Annotated in this window: 17 protein-coding genes and 3 tRNA genes; 13 read left to right on the top strand and 7 right to left on the bottom strand. The window is 59.6% G+C overall.

Annotated features, from left to right (window positions below):
* Positions 1 to 59: 59 nt before the first annotated feature.
* From xth to AC3I65_RS17070, 3 genes are all read left to right on the top strand, one after another.
* A complete protein-coding gene (gene xth, locus AC3I65_RS17080; protein ID WP_047228513.1) occupies positions 60 to 854 on the top strand; it encodes an exodeoxyribonuclease III in 795 nt (264 codons plus the stop codon).
* Between the two features lie 110 nt (positions 855 to 964).
* A complete protein-coding gene (locus AC3I65_RS17075) occupies positions 965 to 1,783 on the top strand; it encodes an arylamine N-acetyltransferase family protein (protein ID WP_076383962.1) in 819 nt (272 codons plus the stop codon).
* 140 nt (positions 1,784 to 1,923) lie between these two features.
* Positions 1,924 to 3,444 carry a nucleobase:cation symporter-2 family protein gene (locus tag AC3I65_RS17070; RefSeq protein WP_047228511.1) on the top strand — a complete coding sequence of 507 codons (1,521 nt, stop codon included), beginning with the start codon at positions 1,924 to 1,926 and terminating at the stop codon, positions 3,442 to 3,444.
* A gap of 96 nt (positions 3,445 to 3,540) precedes the next feature.
* Here AC3I65_RS17070 and AC3I65_RS17065 read toward each other — a convergent pair whose 3' ends face one another.
* Complete coding sequence (locus AC3I65_RS17065) at positions 3,541 to 3,891, bottom strand: hypothetical protein (protein ID WP_047228510.1); 351 nt, start codon at positions 3,889 to 3,891, stop codon at positions 3,541 to 3,543.
* A gap of 161 nt (positions 3,892 to 4,052) precedes the next feature.
* On the opposite strand from AC3I65_RS17065, the gene AC3I65_RS17060 reads away from it, so the two are divergent.
* Positions 4,053 to 4,871 carry a shikimate 5-dehydrogenase gene (locus tag AC3I65_RS17060; RefSeq protein WP_173406762.1) on the top strand — a complete coding sequence of 273 codons (819 nt, stop codon included), beginning with the start codon at positions 4,053 to 4,055 and terminating at the stop codon, positions 4,869 to 4,871.
* On the opposite strand, the gene AC3I65_RS17055 is transcribed toward AC3I65_RS17060, so the two are convergent.
* The gene (locus AC3I65_RS17055) at positions 4,872 to 5,519 is read right to left on the bottom strand and encodes a YceH family protein (RefSeq protein ID WP_047228508.1); all 648 of its coding nucleotides are present in this window, start codon (positions 5,517 to 5,519) and stop codon (positions 4,872 to 4,874) included.
* 130 nt (positions 5,520 to 5,649) lie between these two features.
* Here AC3I65_RS17055 and AC3I65_RS17050 point away from each other — a divergent pair, with 130 nt between their 5' ends.
* Entirely contained in the window at positions 5,650 to 6,159 is a 510-nt protein-coding gene (locus AC3I65_RS17050; protein WP_047228507.1) for a DUF1993 domain-containing protein, read from the top strand.
* Positions 6,160 to 6,345: 186 nt separating this feature from the next.
* Here AC3I65_RS17050 and sstT read toward each other — a convergent pair whose 3' ends face one another.
* Positions 6,346 to 7,578: a serine/threonine transporter SstT gene (gene sstT / locus AC3I65_RS17045; protein ID WP_047228506.1), complete on the bottom strand. Its 1,233-nt coding sequence runs from the start codon at positions 7,576 to 7,578 to the stop codon at positions 6,346 to 6,348.
* A 283-nt stretch (positions 7,579 to 7,861) separates the two neighbouring features.
* Between sstT and AC3I65_RS17040 the strand changes: the two genes are divergently transcribed.
* The gene (locus AC3I65_RS17040) at positions 7,862 to 9,019 is read left to right on the top strand and encodes an MFS transporter (protein WP_047228505.1); all 1,158 of its coding nucleotides are present in this window, start codon (positions 7,862 to 7,864) and stop codon (positions 9,017 to 9,019) included.
* Here AC3I65_RS17040 and nhaR read toward each other — a convergent pair.
* Positions 9,016 to 9,912 (bottom strand): transcriptional activator NhaR, encoded by an 897-nt coding sequence (gene nhaR / locus AC3I65_RS17035; protein ID WP_076383964.1) that lies wholly within the window; start codon positions 9,910 to 9,912, stop codon positions 9,016 to 9,018. The genes AC3I65_RS17040 and nhaR overlap by 4 nt on opposite strands.
* A gap of 136 nt (positions 9,913 to 10,048) precedes the next feature.
* Between nhaR and AC3I65_RS17030 the strand changes: the two genes are divergently transcribed.
* Both AC3I65_RS17030 and AC3I65_RS17025 read left to right on the top strand, forming a co-directional pair.
* A complete protein-coding gene (locus AC3I65_RS17030) occupies positions 10,049 to 10,300 on the top strand; it encodes a hypothetical protein (RefSeq protein WP_047228503.1) in 252 nt (83 codons plus the stop codon).
* 28 nt (positions 10,301 to 10,328) lie between these two features.
* A complete protein-coding gene (locus tag AC3I65_RS17025) occupies positions 10,329 to 11,078 on the top strand; it encodes a TerC family protein (protein ID WP_305466302.1) in 750 nt (249 codons plus the stop codon).
* A 75-nt stretch (positions 11,079 to 11,153) separates the two neighbouring features.
* Here AC3I65_RS17025 and AC3I65_RS17020 read toward each other — a convergent pair whose 3' ends face one another.
* Positions 11,154 to 11,321 (bottom strand): hypothetical protein, encoded by a 168-nt coding sequence (locus AC3I65_RS17020; RefSeq protein WP_171061342.1) that lies wholly within the window; start codon positions 11,319 to 11,321, stop codon positions 11,154 to 11,156.
* Positions 11,322 to 11,544: 223 nt separating this feature from the next.
* Here AC3I65_RS17020 and AC3I65_RS17015 point away from each other — a divergent pair, with 223 nt between their 5' ends.
* Both AC3I65_RS17015 and AC3I65_RS17010 read left to right on the top strand, forming a co-directional pair.
* The gene (locus AC3I65_RS17015; RefSeq protein WP_316911972.1) at positions 11,545 to 12,222 is read left to right on the top strand and encodes a peptidase C39 family protein; all 678 of its coding nucleotides are present in this window, start codon (positions 11,545 to 11,547) and stop codon (positions 12,220 to 12,222) included.
* 99 nt (positions 12,223 to 12,321) lie between these two features.
* Positions 12,322 to 12,525 carry a DUF6021 family protein gene (locus AC3I65_RS17010; protein WP_316911971.1) on the top strand — a complete coding sequence of 68 codons (204 nt, stop codon included), beginning with the start codon at positions 12,322 to 12,324 and terminating at the stop codon, positions 12,523 to 12,525.
* A 45-nt stretch (positions 12,526 to 12,570) separates the two neighbouring features.
* Here AC3I65_RS17010 and pbpG read toward each other — a convergent pair whose 3' ends face one another.
* A complete protein-coding gene (gene pbpG, locus AC3I65_RS17005) occupies positions 12,571 to 13,509 on the bottom strand; it encodes a D-alanyl-D-alanine endopeptidase (RefSeq protein WP_047228565.1) in 939 nt (312 codons plus the stop codon).
* A 269-nt stretch (positions 13,510 to 13,778) separates the two neighbouring features.
* On the bottom strand, positions 13,779 to 14,633 hold the full coding sequence (folD, locus tag AC3I65_RS17000; RefSeq protein ID WP_047228500.1) for a bifunctional methylenetetrahydrofolate dehydrogenase/methenyltetrahydrofolate cyclohydrolase FolD: 855 nt from the start codon (positions 14,631 to 14,633) through the stop codon (positions 13,779 to 13,781).
* 281 nt (positions 14,634 to 14,914) lie between these two features.
* On the opposite strand from folD, the gene AC3I65_RS16995 reads away from it, so the two are divergent.
* The 3 genes from AC3I65_RS16995 (at position 14,915) to AC3I65_RS16985 (ending at position 15,250) form a co-directional block, all read left to right on the top strand.
* A tRNA-Arg gene (locus AC3I65_RS16995) sits at positions 14,915 to 14,991 on the top strand.
* A 41-nt stretch (positions 14,992 to 15,032) separates the two neighbouring features.
* Positions 15,033 to 15,108: transfer RNA gene (locus AC3I65_RS16990), tRNA-His, on the top strand.
* A gap of 57 nt (positions 15,109 to 15,165) precedes the next feature.
* Positions 15,166 to 15,250 (top strand) — tRNA-Leu (locus AC3I65_RS16985).
* Positions 15,251 to 15,480 lie beyond the last annotated feature (230 nt).

Here is a 15,480-nt window from a genome sequence, read left to right as displayed (position 1 = left end):
CAACCACCACGGTGGCTTGTCGGTCACAGCTAGTGTCCTGGATCTGGAGCCCTGGCCCGATGAAAAACCTGCGCATAGCGACCTTCAATATCAACGGCATCCGGGCCCGACTGCCCAATCTGCTGGAGTGGCTGGAGCGGGAGAAACCCGACATTGTCTGCTTGCAGGAACTCAAGGCAGCGGACAAGGATTTCCCCACAGCGCAGCTGGAATCGGTCGGTTACGGATCGCTCTGGCACGGCCAGGCGTCCTGGAATGGCGTTGCGATCCTGGCCCGTGATGCGCAACCGCTGGAGAGCCGCCGTGGTTTGCCCGGTGGTGACGATGACCGCCACAGTCGTTACCTGGAGGCTGCGGTGCATGGCGTGCTGGTGGGTTGTCTTTATCTGCCTAACGGCAACCCGCAACCTGGGCCCAAATTCGATTACAAACTGGCCTGGTTCGAACGGCTGATCGCTTATGCCCAGGGGCTGCAGGCCAGCGATCATCCGGTGGTGCTGGCGGGTGATTACAACGTGGTGCCCACCGACCTGGACATCTACAACCCGCGTTCCTGGCTCAAGGATGCCCTGCTGCAACCCGAAAGCCGCGAGTGTTACCAAAGGTTGCTCGACCAGGGTTGGACCGATTCGTTGCGCCATCTGTACCCGGACGAGCGGGTATACACCTTCTGGGATTATTTCCGTCAGCACTGGCAAAAGAACTCCGGGCTGCGCATCGATCACCTGCTGCTCAACCCGGCGGCCAGTCCTTACCTGAGCGAGGCGGGCGTGGACGCATGGGTCAGGAATCAACCACATCCCAGCGACCATGCTCCGACCTGGATCCGGCTCGCTTCGCGAAAACGTCGGTGAGGGAGCGAGGTCTGCGGTCGGTTATTGTCTCGCAAAGGCGAATGCCTTATATCTGCACCCCAGCAGCGGACTTTTTGTAAGCCCTGCACTGGACAGGAAAGGACATCCTCATGAGCCAAACCCGACTGAATGATTCGGGCCGTTATCTGCAACGCCTGGGCTTCGACACACCGCCAGCCCCGACCCTCGACACCTTGCGCCTGCTTCAACGACGCCACACCGCCGAGTTCCCCTTTGAAACCCTTTCGACGCTGCTGGGCCAACCCGTCCCCATCGACCTCGAATCAGTGGAGCGAAAAGTCTTCGAACAAGGCCGCGGCGGTTACTGCTATGAGCTCAATCAATTGTTCCTGGCGCTGCTGTTGGAACTGGGCTTCGAAGCCCGGGGCATCACCGGACGGGTGGTGATGAATGCCCCCGAGGGTGCCTGGCCCGCCCGCACCCACCGCCTCAGCCTGGTGACGCTTGACGGCGTGCGTTACACCACCGATGTCGGCTTCGGCGGCATGGTGCCTACTGCGCCGCTGCTGCTGGACAGCCGTGACACCCAGGCCACTCCCCACGAACCCTATCGCATCGAGGTTCACCCGGACGGCTATCTGCTGCGTGCCTGCGTGGCCGACGAATGGCGGCCGATGTACCTGTTCGATCTGCAGCGCCAGGAAGACATCGACTACACCGTCGGCAATTGGTACGTCAGCAACCACCCCGAGTCGCCATTCATGGGCCGGTTGATGGTGGCTCGCACTGGCGATGGATTGCGCAAGACCCTGAACGGCAACAGCTATGCCTTGCACCGGATAGGCGAGCAAAGCGAGCGCCGGACAATCACCGACGCCGACGAACTGATCGACCTGCTGGAAAACGAGTTTGGTCTGCGCGTACCGCCACGTGAGCTTTTACGGCCCGCCGTGGTTGGGCTTCTGTAACGAAGTGGGGTAGCAGGGGAAGCGCAAGGATCCGCGGGAGAGGATGGCTGTGCGCAACAAGTTGTATACAACTCTATGGACATTTGTCCTGAGTTTTGAATACAGTGTGCGCATAACAAAAAACAGGGAACTCCCGAACCATGAAAACGCCCCATGTTTCACTCCCACGGCCCGAGGACGAAAACCTTGGCGTCGGCGCGAATATGGCTTACGGCCTGCAACATGTGTTGACCATGTACGGTGGCATCGTCGCTGTGCCACTGATCATCGGTCAGGCCGCCGGTTTGTCACCGGCGGACATCGGCCTGTTGATCGCGGCGTCATTGTTCGCGGGGGGGCTTGCAACATTGTTGCAAACCCTTGGCCTGCCGTTTTTCGGCTGTCAGTTGCCTCTCGTGCAGGGCGTTTCGTTTTCCGGGGTCGCGACCATGGTGGCGATCGTCGGCAGCGGCGGAGAAGGGGGGTTCCAGGCCATCCTCGGAGCGGTGATCGCCGCGTCCTTGATCGGCTTGCTGATTACTCCGGTGTTCTCGCGAATCACCCGGTTCTTTCCGCCGCTGGTCACTGGCATCGTCATCACCACCATTGGCCTGACCTTGATGCCGGTAGCTGCTCGCTGGGCAATGGGCGGCAATAGCCATGCCGCCGATTTCGGCAGCATGGCCAATATCGGTTTGGCCGCCGTCACCCTGGTCCTGGTGCTGCTGCTGAGCAAAATGGGCAGCGCGACGATCTCGCGGCTGTCGATTCTGCTGGCAATGGTCATTGGCACGGTCATCGCCGTATTCCTGGGTATGGCGGACTTTTCATCCGTCAGCCAAGGCCCGATGTTCGGTTTCCCCACACCTTTCCACTTTGGCATGCCGACTTTTCATGTCGCGGCCATTCTGTCGATGTGCATCGTGATCATGGTGACATTGGTGGAAACGTCCGCCGATATCCTCGCGGTGGGCGAGATCATCGACACCAAAGTCGACTCCAGGCGCCTGGGTAACGGCTTGCGGGCCGACATGCTGTCGAGCATGATCGCGCCGATCTTTGGCTCTTTCACCCAGAGCGCCTTTGCCCAGAATGTCGGACTGGTGGCGGTGACGGGGATCAAGAGCCGTTTCGTGGTGGCAACTGGCGGGGTATTTCTGGTGGTACTCGGGCTGCTGCCGTTCATGGGCCGAGTGATCGCGGCGGTGCCGACTTCGGTGTTGGGCGGTGCCGGTATTGTGCTGTTCGGCACCGTGGCTGCCAGCGGCATCCGCACGCTGTCAAAAGTCGACTACCGCAACAACGTCAACCTGATCATCGTCGCCACCTCTATCGGTTTTGGCATGATTCCCATCGCCGCGCCGAATTTCTACGATCATTTCCCGAGCTGGTTCGCGACGATCTTCCATTCGGGCATCAGCTCTTCGGCGATCATGGCAATCGTGCTGAACCTGGCCTTCAATCACTTCACCCGGGGTAACTCGGATCAACAGTCTGTATTCGCCGCCGGTACCGAGCGGGTGTTGCGTTATCAGGACCTGGCGGCGCTGCGTGAAGGCGACTACTTCAGTGACGGCAAGCTGCACGACTGCGATGGTAACGAGATTCCGGTGGTGTCGGAGGCAGCCCATGCTCCGGTAGAGCATGGCCCGGTACGATTGAAAAGCAGCGAGCACGTCTAGCCTCGTGACGACGGCGCTTGCTCGGCTTTATGTCTCTTAATAAGGAAAGGCCTGTGATCGAGGATCACAGGCCTTTCCTTTTGCCTCAGAGACTGATCACCAGCGCCCGTAATGACCGCGCGGTGGGCCGTAGTAATAGCCCCGTGGTGGCCCGTAATACACCGGCGCCGGACGATAGTAGACAGGGCGCTCGATGTAGACCGGCTGTGGCTGGTAGTAGACCGGTGGCGGCTGCTGCACATAAACCGGTTGTGGCTGGACGTACACCGGTTGCTGCACGTAGACCGGACGATCACGGTTGATGATCGCTGAGCCGACGATGGCCGAACCAACGATTGCGCCAAACACGGCGGGCCCCTCCCAACCACCTCGACCATGGGCGGATGCCTGGCCGGTGACCGCGAGTGCCCCCATGAGCAGGGCGATGATGGGGAGTTGACGGTTCATAACGATTCCTCGTTTTGGCCCCGGCGCCTGTGGTCTGCAACAGACCCGAATGAGGGTCGCGGGGATACTTGCTCTGACAGCGATTTTTTCAGAATTTGCCGTGCCGTTGGGTAAATATTGTGTAAGGTCTGTAGCGGTTTCTTTACTGCAAGGAGTCACGCATGCAGATCAACCCCAACAAAGACACTCAACTGTGCATGTCACTATCGGCGCGCCCTGGGAACTTCGGCCTGCGCTTTCACAATCACCTGTATGAGCAACTGGGGCTGAATTTCTACTACAAGGCATTCAGCAGCCAGGACTTGCCCGGTGCTGTAGGCGGCATCCGCGCCTTGGGCATCCGCGGGTGCGGGGTGTCGATGCCGTTCAAGGAAGACTGCATCGCCCTGGTCGACGAACTCGATCCTTCCGCCGCCGCGATCCAGTCCATCAATACCATCGTCAACACCGATGGCCATTTAAAGGCCTACAACACCGACTACATCGCGATCGCCCAATTGCTGCAAACCCATGCGGTGCCCAAGGATTCAACCTTTGCTCTGCGCGGTAGCGGCGGCATGGCCAAGGCCGTGGCCAGCGCCTTGCGCGACGGTGGTTACTCAAACGGTTTGATCGTGGCCCGCAACGAAACCGCCGGGCGAGCCTTGGCCGGCTCCCTGGGTTACGAGTGGCAGGCTGAACTGGGGCAGCGACGGCCGCAGATGCTGATCAACGTCACGCCGATCGGCATGACCGGTGGCCCGGAAGCCGATCAACTGGCGTTCGAGCCCAACACCATCGCAGCGGCCGAGACGGTGTTCGATGTGGTGGCGATCCCGTCGCAAACGCCGCTGATCGTGCGCGCCCAGGCTGAGGGCAAACGGGTCATCACCGGGCTCGAAGTGATTGCGATCCAGGCCCTGGAGCAGTTTGTCCTGTACACAGGCGTGCGGCCCAGCGCGGAACAATTCAAGAAGGCCGTGGCGTTCGCTCGATCCTGATTACTCCAGTCGCGCCAGCCGTTCTTCCAACGCCGCGATCCGCGCTTCGAGTTCTTCGATGCGCTCCAGCGACACGCCGCTGCCGGCACCACGCTCCACGGGATGCTGGCGGGCGGCGAGGATCGCTTCGATATCCGCCGGGTCGCCCATGGCGTGCATGTAACGGTCTTCCCGCTGGCCGGGCTGGCGCGGCACCAACAGCGCCAAGCCACGGGCGATCAGCCGTTCAAGCTGATGCACCACCTGTTCGGTGTCTTCGAAATCGTGCATCCGCCCGCTACGGGTCAGCAGTTCATTGACTGTCTGCGGGCCGCGCAAGAACAGCAACCCCATCAGAATCACTTGGGCCGGCACCAGCTCCAGGGCCTTGTCGACCCGATGCTCCCAGCGGTCGGCGCGGCTGCCCATCACCAGTTTGGTAAAGCCGCGACCTTCCAGCGCACGCAGGCTCTGGCCGACCTGGCCCGGATTGAGGTTCATGACCGGCTCACGGCTGGTCTTCTGGTTGCAGGCCAGCACCAGGGCGTTGAGCGTCAGCGGGTAGGTCTCGGGGTTGGTGGCCTGCTTTTCGACCAGCGCGCCGAGAATGCGGATTTCCGTGCTGTTGAGCCGCGGTTCTTCGGCCGGGCTTTGTTCTTCGATACTCATCGCGCGTTCCCTATGCTGTGGAAGCCGCCTAGCCTAATCCTTGCGCAATAAAAGACAAGGTGCGCAACAAGGCGTGGCTATAATCGCACCCGTTTGATTTGTCCTTTCCTGCCACCTGCATGAGATCGCCATGACTATTTCCCTGTACGCCGCTTCCATCCCGGTTTTCAAGCAGATGCTCAACGCCCTGAGTGATGTCCTGAACAAGGCTGAAGCCCACGCCACTGCGAAAAACATCGACCCTAACGCGTTCCTGCAAGCCCGCCTGTACCCTGACATGTTCCCCCTGGTACGCCAGGTGCAGATCGCGGTGGACTTCGCCAAAGGCGTGTCCGCGCGTCTGGCCGAGCTTGAAGTGCCGAAATATGACGACAGCGAAACCACCTTTGCCGAACTGCAAGCCTTGATCACCAAGGTATTGGCGTTCATCGACGGCATCAGCCCCGAGCAGATCGACGGCAAGGAAGGCATCGAAATCGTCACCCGTCCGGGCACGCCGAAGGAAAAACGCTTCACCGGCCAGAACTACCTCCTGACCTATGGTCTGCCGCAGTTCTTCTTCCACGTCACCACCACCTATGCGCTGCTGCGCCACAATGGCGTGGAAGTGGGCAAACGCGACTACATGGGCGCGTTCTAATCCCGCCAGCATGAAAAAGCCCGGGACGGTGTGGGCCGTCCCGGGCTTTTTTGTGGCGGTCTGTTTACACGGTGGCTGTGCCATCGCTATCGCGAGCAGGCTCGCTCCCACATTGGATTTGTATCTGCCACAAACCCTGTGGGAGCGAGCCTGCTCGCGATGACGGTCATACCTCCAGCGCCGCTGTCAGGCCACGCGTTCGCGCTTCTCTTCCTCACCCAAGCAAGCCGCCGCGGTGAACAGCACATCGGTAGAGGAATTGAGCGCAGTCTCCGCCGAATCCTGCAGGACGCCGATAATGAAGCCCACGGCGACCACCTGCATGGCGATGTCGCTGGGAATACCGAACAGGCTGCATGCCAGGGGAATCAGCAACAGCGAACCACCGGCCACGCCGGACGCGCCGCAGGCACAAATGGCCGCGACGACGCTCAGCAGCACGGCGGTCGGCACGTCCACCACGATACCCAGGGTATGTACCGCCGCCAGGGTCAGTACGGTGATGGTAATGGCGGCGCCGGCCATGTTGATGGTCGCGCCCAGCGGGATCGATACCGAATAGGTGTCTTCGTGCAGGCCCAGGCGTTTGCTCAGTTCCAGGTTCACTGGGATATTCGCCGCCGAACTGCGGGTGAAGAACGCGGTAATGCCGCTCTCGCGCAGGCAGGTAAAGACCAGTGGGTACGGGTTGCGACGCAACTTCCAGAACACGATGAGCGGGTTCATCACCAGCGCCACGAACAGCATGCAGCCAATCAGCACGGTCAACAGGTGAAGGTAGCCCAGCAACGCGCTGAAACCTGAGGTTGCCAGGGTCGAGGCCACCAGGCCGAAGATCCCCAGCGGGGCGAAGCAGATGACCACGCGCACGATCACGGTCACGCCGTTGGACAGATCCCCGAGCACGGTACGGGTGGTTTCGCCAGCATGGCGAATGGCAATGCCCATGCCGATGGCCCAGGCCAGAATGCCGATGAAGTTGGCATTCATCAGGGCGCTGACCGGATTGTCCACCACGCTGAGCATCAAACTCTGCAGTACTTCGCCGATGCCGCCGGGGGCGGTGACGGCGACGTCATGGGACACCAGGACAAGGCTGGACGGAAACAGGGTACTGGCAACCACCGCGACCACTGCGGCGGCGAAAGTGCCGAGCAGGTACAGGAAGAGAATGGGCCGGATATGGGTTTCCTGACCGTGCTTGTGGTTGGCGATCGACGCCATGACCAGCACGAACACCAGGATCGGTGCCACGGCCTTGAGCGCTGACACAAAGACCTTACCGATGAAAGCGGTGGACTTGGCAAGGTCCGGTGCCAGCCACGCCAGGATGATGCCGGCGATCAGACCGATGACGATTTGCGTCACCAGGCCGGTGCGTTTGAGGCGGTGTAGAACGGAAGGAGACAAAGCAGTCATAACGGCATCTCTGATTTTTTTTGTGTGCAACGGTCGACCCCTCAGGGCAACAGGCGGGCAGGCCACGTGAGCGGGACCGAAAAGAAAGTACAGCGTTTGCAGGCCGCGGACTTTATCACAGCCCGCGGAAAAACCTGACGGACCTGTGACGATCCGTCGCTTGGGCGTTCACACGCGTTTGTCTGAGGGGCGCATTCTGTTAGGCTTTGGGCCAATCCCCTTTCTACTCTGCCAGCGACCCTTTTGGGCTGACGCTGGTGTCGTTGTTTTGCTGGAGTTCTGCATGTTGTCTGTTTTTCTGTTGTCGGCGGCTGGTTTTACAGTGCTGACCACCGAATTCATTATCGTCGGCCTGTTGCCATCCATCGCCCGCGACCTGCAAGTCACGATTGCCCAGGCCGGGCTGCTGGTGACGTTGTTTGCATTTACCGTGGCGGCATTCGGGCCGTTCCTGACCGCCTGGTTCGCCCGCTTTGAGCGGCGCAAGCTGTTTATCAGCGTGTTGGTGATGTTTGGTCTGGCCAACACACTGGCGGCGCTGGCCCCCAATATCGGCGTAATGGCCGTCGCCCGATTGATCCCAGCCTTGGGGCTACCGGTGTTCTGGGCATTGGCCAGTGAAACGGCAGTGGACATTGTCGGGCCGCAGTTTGCCGGGCGGGCCATCGCCCGGATCGGGTTCGGCATTGTCTGTGCCACGGTGTTCGGTATTCCAGTAGGCACGCTGATTTCTGATGCGTTCGGCTGGCGCAGCGCCTTCGCCATCCTGGCGTTCGTTGCGTTCGCCAAGGCCTTGCTGCTGTTTGTCTACCTGCCCAAAACCAATCTGCATCAGCACCAGGTCAGTTTGCGCTCGCAACTCAAGATATTGCGCAGCCCGTTGATGCAGGGCCATGTGCTGCTGTCGATCCTGGTGTTCAGCGGCATGTTCACCGCGTACACCTACCTGGCCGATATCCTCGAGCGCCTGGCCGGGTTCGACGGCACACTGGTGGGCTGGTGCCTGATGGGCTTCGGGGCCGTGGGGCTGGTGGGTAACTCTCTGGGCGGCCGCGCGGTGGACCGACACCCTTTGATCGCCTCGATGGTGTTTTGTCTGTTCCTGATCGGCGGCATGGTGGCGCTGGTGCCGAGCATTCATTCGACCGTCGGGCTGGCGGCAGCGATGGGCATCTGGGGAGTGACCCAGGCGGCCCTGTTCCTGGTCAGTCATGTACGACTGATGAAGGCCGCGCCTGAGGCTCCAGCCTTTGCCGCATCGCTGAACATCGCCGGGGCCAATCTGGGAATCGGCCTGGGGGCGATGGTCGGTGGGCGCGTCATCGATACCCTGGGCCTGGGCAGCGTTGGTTTTGCCGCGTCCGGGTTCATCCTCATATCGATCCTGCTGGCGTTGTTGCTGATGACCTTCAAGCCCCGTGCCGCCTGCGCGCAGTCCTAAGCGCTGAACAGCTCGCGTCGGGCACCTTCGGCGATGGCGACGATGCCCGGATGGCTGACCTTGCGCTCTACGGAAATGGCATAGAACGACTCGCTGACCGCATCGGTCTGGCCGATCACCTGTACGCCGTACTGACGCTGAACTTCTTCGGCGATCACGCTGGGGCCGATGAAAATTCCGCTGCCTGATTGCCCGAAGGCCTGCATCAGCGCGCTGTCGTCGAATTCGCCGACGATGCGTGGCTGGATCTGTTGCTCGGCGAACCAGCGTTGCAAGCGGCTGCGTACCACGGTTTCGGCACCTGGAATCAGCAGCGGGGCGTCATTCAGGCTGCGGGGGAAATCCTGCCCATAGCGCTCGGCCAGCGCAGCGGTGGCAAAAAAGCTGATCCCGCACTCTCCCAACTTCTGGCTATAACCCTTGATGTCCAGGTGGGTCGGCATCGGGCTGTCGGAAATCACCAGGTCCAGGCGCTGGATCGCCAGGTCCGCCAACAGCCGCTCGAGTTTGTCTTCGCGGCAGGTGATGCGCAGCGGCTCACTCAGCTCCATGGTCGGCGCCAGCAGCCGATAGACGATGGACTTGGGCACCACATCTGCCACCCCGACCCGGAACAGCGTCTGCTGCTCATTGGGTTGGGCCCGGAGCATAAGCTCCAGTTCGCCACCCAACTGGAACATGTGTTCGGCATAGGGCAGCGTCTGGCGGCCAGCCTCGGTCAGTTCCAACTGTCGCCCGACGCGGCGAAACAACTTGATGTTAAAGGTTTGCTCAAGCAGCGAAATCTGCCCGCTGATGGTTTGTGGTGTCAGGTTCAGTTGCTCGCAGGCCCGCACGATGCTGCCGGTCTTGGCCACCACCCAGAAGTAATGCAACTGTCGGTAATTGAGCATAAGGCACACCGATTCGTAAAAATCGAAGTATAACCGCTGAAAATACGAATTTTCCTGAAGTATTCACCTCTCTAGAATGCCGGGCCATCGGTGAGCCACCTTTGGTGCTCTGTTTAACCCTGAGAGGCATTTATCCATGACGTACAAAACCCTGGGTTTGGCGGCCTTGTTGGCAGTGTCTTCAATCGCCCTTGTTGGCTGCGAACAGGCCGAAAAAAGTGCCCAGCAGTTGATGGGGCAAGCCGCGGAAACGGCCAAGCAGGCAATCGATGACACCCATAAGGCTGCCGAACAGGCGATCAGCGAGGCCACTGGCGGGTTGATCAGCCCCAAGAAGCAGCCGGCGGATGAGGCTGAAGAATCCGAAACCTCCACCCAAACCATTTAACCCCGTCATATCGAGTCAGGACTGACCCATGGATTATCTTTTACAACTCGCTGCCAGCCCCACTGCATGGATCGCGCTGGCGACTCTGGTCGTCATGGAAATCGTGCTTGGCATCGATAACCTGATCTTCATTTCGATCCTGACCAATAAACTGCCCGAACAGCACCGCGCCAAGGCGCGGCGTATCGGCATTGGCATGGCGCTGATCCTGCGCCTGGGCTTGTTGAGCACCATTGCTTTCATCGTGCAGTTGACTGAGCCGGTTATCGAAATCCTCGGTCAGGCATTCTCCTGGAAGGACATGATCCTGATCGCCGGCGGCCTGTTCCTGCTGTGGAAAGCCACCACCGAGATCCACCACAGCATGGACCCGGCACCGAATGATCCGAAATCCGCCACCTCCGGCGTGACCCTCGGATTTGCCGCTGCGATCGGTCAGATCCTAATGCTGGACCTGGTATTTTCCATCGACAGCATCATTACCGCCGTGGGCATGACCGAGCATCTGCCGATCATGATCATCGCCGTCGTGATCTCGGTGTTGGTGATGTTGCTGGCGGCCGAGCCGCTGGCCAAGTTCATCAACGACAACCCGACAGTGGTCATGTTGGCGCTGGGCTTCCTGATCATGATCGGCATGACGTTGATCGCCGAAGGCTTTGGTGCTCATGTGCCCAAGGGCTATATCTACGCAGCCATGGCGTTCTCGGCAGCGATTGAGGTGTTGAACATGATGTCGCGTCGCCGTCAGCAAAAGGCGTTGGCTGACAAAGCCTGATTACAGGCACTCAAAAGCCGCCCGGGTCCATGCCCGGGCGGCTTTTTTTTGGATTTTTGAAGGGCGGCGGGACGGTCAGTGTGCGGCGGCGTGGCGCCTGGCCGGTTTTGGTGCTTTTTCCGCCCGCGCTGGTCGTGGCGCAGGATGATGGCGGCGTGCAATGCGCAAAACGCCCCACAGCATGGCTGTGGCGACGCTTAACCAGCCGAATATCAGCATCAGGATTGTTGTGGTCAGGCTCATCTGTGCCTCCTTCTGCCCAAGTTCAGGGCGACGCACTCGTTACAATGGACAGTCTAGTCGCTAAAGTGTTGCAGGGAATCGATCGGTATTGATGACAGACGGACCGCTTCGTTCTATCGCCGCGATGGGACTGCTGTTTAAGGCTATACCCACGTCTGTCTGCACCTTATGATCGACGGCCCTTGCCTGGCCCGATGTCGGGTGCCTTAACAAGAGAGTCCTAATGTTTCCGGTAATTTCCTCTTTTCGATCACTGGTACTGGTGACGGCCTGCCTGGCGGCCCTGGCGGGTTGCGCAGGCAGTGTGTCGCCGCAGATTCAGCGCCTGCCCGAGCGGGTGGAACTCAACAGCGTGCCGTTTTTTCGCGGTGAGATGTACCAGGGTGGCCCCCAGTCGCTGGCCAGCCTCTTGACGCTGCAAGGCACGGTAATCACCCCGGGGCTGCTGGAGAAGCCTCTGCATCTGCCGGAAGGCGAGGCTCATTTGCAGCAGAACCTGCAGACCCTGGCGCGAGAATATGGGCTGGTGGTGTACCCCCTCGACAGCGAACTGCCGGCACTGTTGGAGCAAGTCGCGGCAGGTTATCCCGTGTTGGTGCGCTATACGGAGGGGTCGGCTTTCTGGTCTGGGCCCAGGTACGGCATTCTCGTCGGTTATGACCGCCAAAAGCAGACGGTCTTGCTGCGATCAGGGATGAACCGGCGGCTGCTGATGAGCTTCAGTGGGTTTGAGTCGGCTCTCAAGGATGCTGGAGGCTGGGCGGTATTGGTCCAGCGACCTACGCAGCTCCCGGCCAAGGTAGACTCTCAGCGCTGGCTGAAAGCTGCGGGCGAACTGGCCGGGGCAGGGCAGGAGCAGGCAGCGGCCCGGGCGACTCAAGCCCTGAGCAGCCCACACTGATCTCACCCCCGTTCGTCACTTGTCGGGCACCACCCGCCATGCCAGAGGCTCCTAACCTCAGGGCCGGAATATCCGGCCCATGCTTGCGAGGAGAAAAGCATGGCACAGTCGAAAACACCTACGGGGCCACATTCTTCCGAACATTCTTCTGGCGATGATTTGGGGTTTGATCCCGACTCGCCGGATCTTGGCGATCCTCAAGTCGATCCGATAGGCCCCGCCAAGGCGCCTCTGGACGAAGAGGATGAGCAGGAGGAGCCCGATTCCAGAGCGTATGACCCGTTGGGTGATCTAAAACCTTGAATAAAACAAAGCCCCGATGAATCGGGGCTTTGTTTGCCAGGTTAATTAATTCGACGCCTCGACTACACCGGTTTGGCGGCTCTTGAGGTTCTTGGCCGCCTTGTATTGAAGGGCCGCGGCAGGGACGCTGGCGCTTTTGCCGGTTTCCACCCAGCTACGGATCCGGCTGGCATCGGCGAAGTGGGTGTATTTCCCAAACGCATCCAGCACCACCAGGGCCATCGGTCGATTGCTCATTTTCGTCACCAGTACCAGGCAGTGGCCGGCCTGATTGGTGAAGCCGGTCTTGGTCAGCTGGATGTCCCAGCCAGCCTTATGGACCAAGTGGTCGGTATTGCGAAAGCCCAGGCTATAAACCGGTTTGCGGAAGGTTACGGTCTTTTCCTTGGTGGTACTCAGTTCGCTCAGCAATGGATATTTGCGTGCCGCGATCAGCAGTTTGGTCAGGTCCCGGGCGGTGGATACGTTGTGAATCGACAGGCCTGTGGGCTCGACATAGTGGGTGCTGCTCATGCCCAGCGCCTTTGCCTTGGCGTTCATGGCCGCGATGAACGCTGCGTACCCGCCCGGGTAGTGGTGGGCGAGGCTGGCGGCGGCGCGGTTCTCCGACGACATCAGGGCAATCAGCAACACGTCCCGGCGTGACAGTTCGCTGTTGAGCTTGACCCGGGAAAATACCCCCTTCATCTCCGGTGTATTGGCGATGGTCATGGAAATGTATTCATTCAGATCCTGCTTGGCATCCAGCACGATCAGACCGGTCATCAATTTGGTCACCGAAGCGATGGGCACCACTACGTCGGGATTGCTGGCATAAACGACTTTATTCGTCTGCAAGTCCAGCAGTATCGCGCTGCCCGAGGCGACTTGCAGTTTTGAGGTGTCTCGCGGGGCGGCGATGGTTTCCTGCGCCTCGACATTCTGCGTGATAAAGGTACCTGTGAAAGCGATGAACAGGCTGAGGATAGAAAGACGGATTTTCACGCGAGTAGACTCGATAGAGTTGAAGGTGCCGTGCAGCAATGGCTTGTTAAAAAAGCGCTGCATTTTATGAGTATGGGCGACGACAGCGCCATATGCCTGTACCGCCGGGGCTTGCGATTAAATAAAGTTTAATGAAGGGCGCAAAAACTCCTGTGGGAGCGACCCTGCTTGCGATAGCGGTGTGTCAGTCAGCATGGATGAAGGCTGAGACAAAGCTATCGCGAGCAGGCTCGCTCCCACAGGGATTGGAACTGCGCTGAAAAGGCGTATCAGCTATGCAGCGTTTCCGCCGCATACAAGGTGTTTTCCAGCAGACAGGCACGGGTCATCGGACCTACGCCGCCAGGGACTGGAGTGATCCAGCCTGCACGGGGCAGGGCGGTTTCGTAGATCACGTCGCCGACCAGCTTGCCATCGTCCTGGCGGTTGATGCCCACGTCGATCACGATGGCACCTTCCTTGATCCACTCGCCCTTCACCAGGCCAGGCTTGCCGGCGGCAACGACCACCAGGTCGGCGCGGCCGACGTGTCCAGCCAGGTCCTTGGTAAAGCGATGGGTCACGGTGACGGTGCAGCCGGCCAGCAGCAACTCCATGGCCATCGGACGGCCAACGATGTTGGACGCGCCAACCACCACGGCATCGAGACCGTACAGGTCCACGCCGGTGCTTTCCAGCAACGTCATGATGCCTTTGGGGGTGCAGGGGCGCAGCAGCGGGATACGCTGGGCCAGGCGACCGACATTATAAGGATGGAAGCCGTCGACATCTTTGTCCGGGCGGATACGCTCCAGCAGTTTGGAGGCGTCGAGGTGTTCAGGCAGGGGCAGTTGGAGCAGAACGCCGTCGATGTTCGGGTCGTCGTTCAGGCGATCAATCAGATCAGCCAATGCTTGCTGAGTGGTTTCGGAAGGCAGGTCGTAGGCCTGGGAAAGGAAGCCGACCTCTTCACAGTCTTTACGCTTGTGCGAGACATAAACCTGAGAGGCAGGATCGCTGCCGACCAGGATCACCGCCAGGCCGGGCGTGCGCAGGCCTTGCTGGCGACGCTCGGTGACTCGTTGGGCGATCTGCTGGCGCAGGCTGGCGGCGATCGATTTGCCGTCGATAAGTTGTGCAGTCATTGCGCGTGGTTAACCATCGAGAGGGGAAAAAAAGAGAACGCATTCTCGCATGCCGAGGCGTGAGGGCAAAGGCGCTTGGTCTGCAAATTCCCCTAACCCCTTTAATTAAATGAATTTTTTTTAAAAAAGAGTTGACGACCTATCAGGCCGTCTATAACATTCGTCGCACTTGTCGGGCACAGCCTAGCACTGGTTAAGAAGGTGGAGCAGAGTTGGTTGTTTTAACTCGGTAACACTGAAAGCACTTAGTTTGTAATCGTCCAAGAATACAGATTAAAAAGGCGCCCGTAGCTCAGCTGGATAGAGCATCCGCCTTCTAAGCGGATGGTCGCAGGTTCGAGTCCTGCCGGGTGCGCCAATTAGGCAGCTTTGGCACAAGTAAGGCAACAAGGCAATATGGTGGGCGTAGCTCAGTTGGTAGAGCACGGGATTGTGACTCCCGTTGTCGTGGGTTCGATCCCCATCGTCCACCCCATATTCTAGAAAGGCGCCAGATTAACAGTCTGGCGCCTTTGCTTTAAAAGCTTGATACGCGGATGTGGTGGAATTGGTAGACACACTGGATTTAGGTTCCAGCGCCGCAAGGTGTGAGAGTTCGAGTCTCTCCGTCCGCACCATACAAGTCGCTATTTAAATAGCAGAGAACGGCGCAGTACCTGAAGAGGGCTGCGCCGTTTTTGTATTCATGATTTTTTGTCGCCGGCCCTGGTTCAGGGTTGTGCGGGGTGCCCGGGTCGTCACGATTGTGTTTCCTGATGATGCGCGGCATGCCCGTTGGTCTCCTCGCGAGACCGGATGCCGGGCGCGCGGGTTTGCTGCTCCTATATATAGAAGCATTGACCCAGAG

Source organism: Pseudomonas sp. N-1-13, from assembly GCF_057787095.1.
The sequence above is the reverse complement of the archived record's forward strand: the minus strand, read 5'-3'. Positions and strand labels throughout refer to the sequence as shown.

Bases quoted from the DNA above. Each gene is read 5' to 3' on its own strand.
- xth (WP_047228513.1), top strand. From the start codon at position 60: ATGAAAAACCTGCGCATAGCGACCTTCAATATCAACGGCATCCGGGCC.
- AC3I65_RS17075 (WP_076383962.1), top strand. From the start codon at position 965: ATGAGCCAAACCCGACTGAATGATTCGGGCCGTTATCTGCAACGCCTG.
- AC3I65_RS17070 (WP_047228511.1), top strand. From the start codon at position 1,924: ATGAAAACGCCCCATGTTTCACTCCCACGGCCCGAGGACGAAAACCTT.
- AC3I65_RS17065 (WP_047228510.1), bottom strand. From the start codon at position 3,891: ATGAACCGTCAACTCCCCATCATCGCCCTGCTCATGGGGGCACTCGCG.
- AC3I65_RS17060 (WP_173406762.1), top strand. From the start codon at position 4,053: ATGCAGATCAACCCCAACAAAGACACTCAACTGTGCATGTCACTATCG.
- AC3I65_RS17055 (WP_047228508.1), bottom strand. From the start codon at position 5,519: ATGAGTATCGAAGAACAAAGCCCGGCCGAAGAACCGCGGCTCAACAGC.
- AC3I65_RS17050 (WP_047228507.1), top strand. From the start codon at position 5,650: ATGACTATTTCCCTGTACGCCGCTTCCATCCCGGTTTTCAAGCAGATG.
- sstT (WP_047228506.1), bottom strand. From the start codon at position 7,578: ATGACTGCTTTGTCTCCTTCCGTTCTACACCGCCTCAAACGCACCGGC.
- AC3I65_RS17040 (WP_047228505.1), top strand. From the start codon at position 7,862: ATGTTGTCTGTTTTTCTGTTGTCGGCGGCTGGTTTTACAGTGCTGACC.
- nhaR (WP_076383964.1), bottom strand. From the start codon at position 9,912: ATGCTCAATTACCGACAGTTGCATTACTTCTGGGTGGTGGCCAAGACC.
- AC3I65_RS17030 (WP_047228503.1), top strand. From the start codon at position 10,049: ATGACGTACAAAACCCTGGGTTTGGCGGCCTTGTTGGCAGTGTCTTCA.
- AC3I65_RS17025 (WP_305466302.1), top strand. From the start codon at position 10,329: ATGGATTATCTTTTACAACTCGCTGCCAGCCCCACTGCATGGATCGCG.
- AC3I65_RS17020 (WP_171061342.1), bottom strand. From the start codon at position 11,321: ATGAGCCTGACCACAACAATCCTGATGCTGATATTCGGCTGGTTAAGC.
- AC3I65_RS17015 (WP_316911972.1), top strand. From the start codon at position 11,545: ATGTTTCCGGTAATTTCCTCTTTTCGATCACTGGTACTGGTGACGGCC.
- AC3I65_RS17010 (WP_316911971.1), top strand. From the start codon at position 12,322: ATGGCACAGTCGAAAACACCTACGGGGCCACATTCTTCCGAACATTCT.
- folD (WP_047228500.1), bottom strand. From the start codon at position 14,633: ATGACTGCACAACTTATCGACGGCAAATCGATCGCCGCCAGCCTGCGC.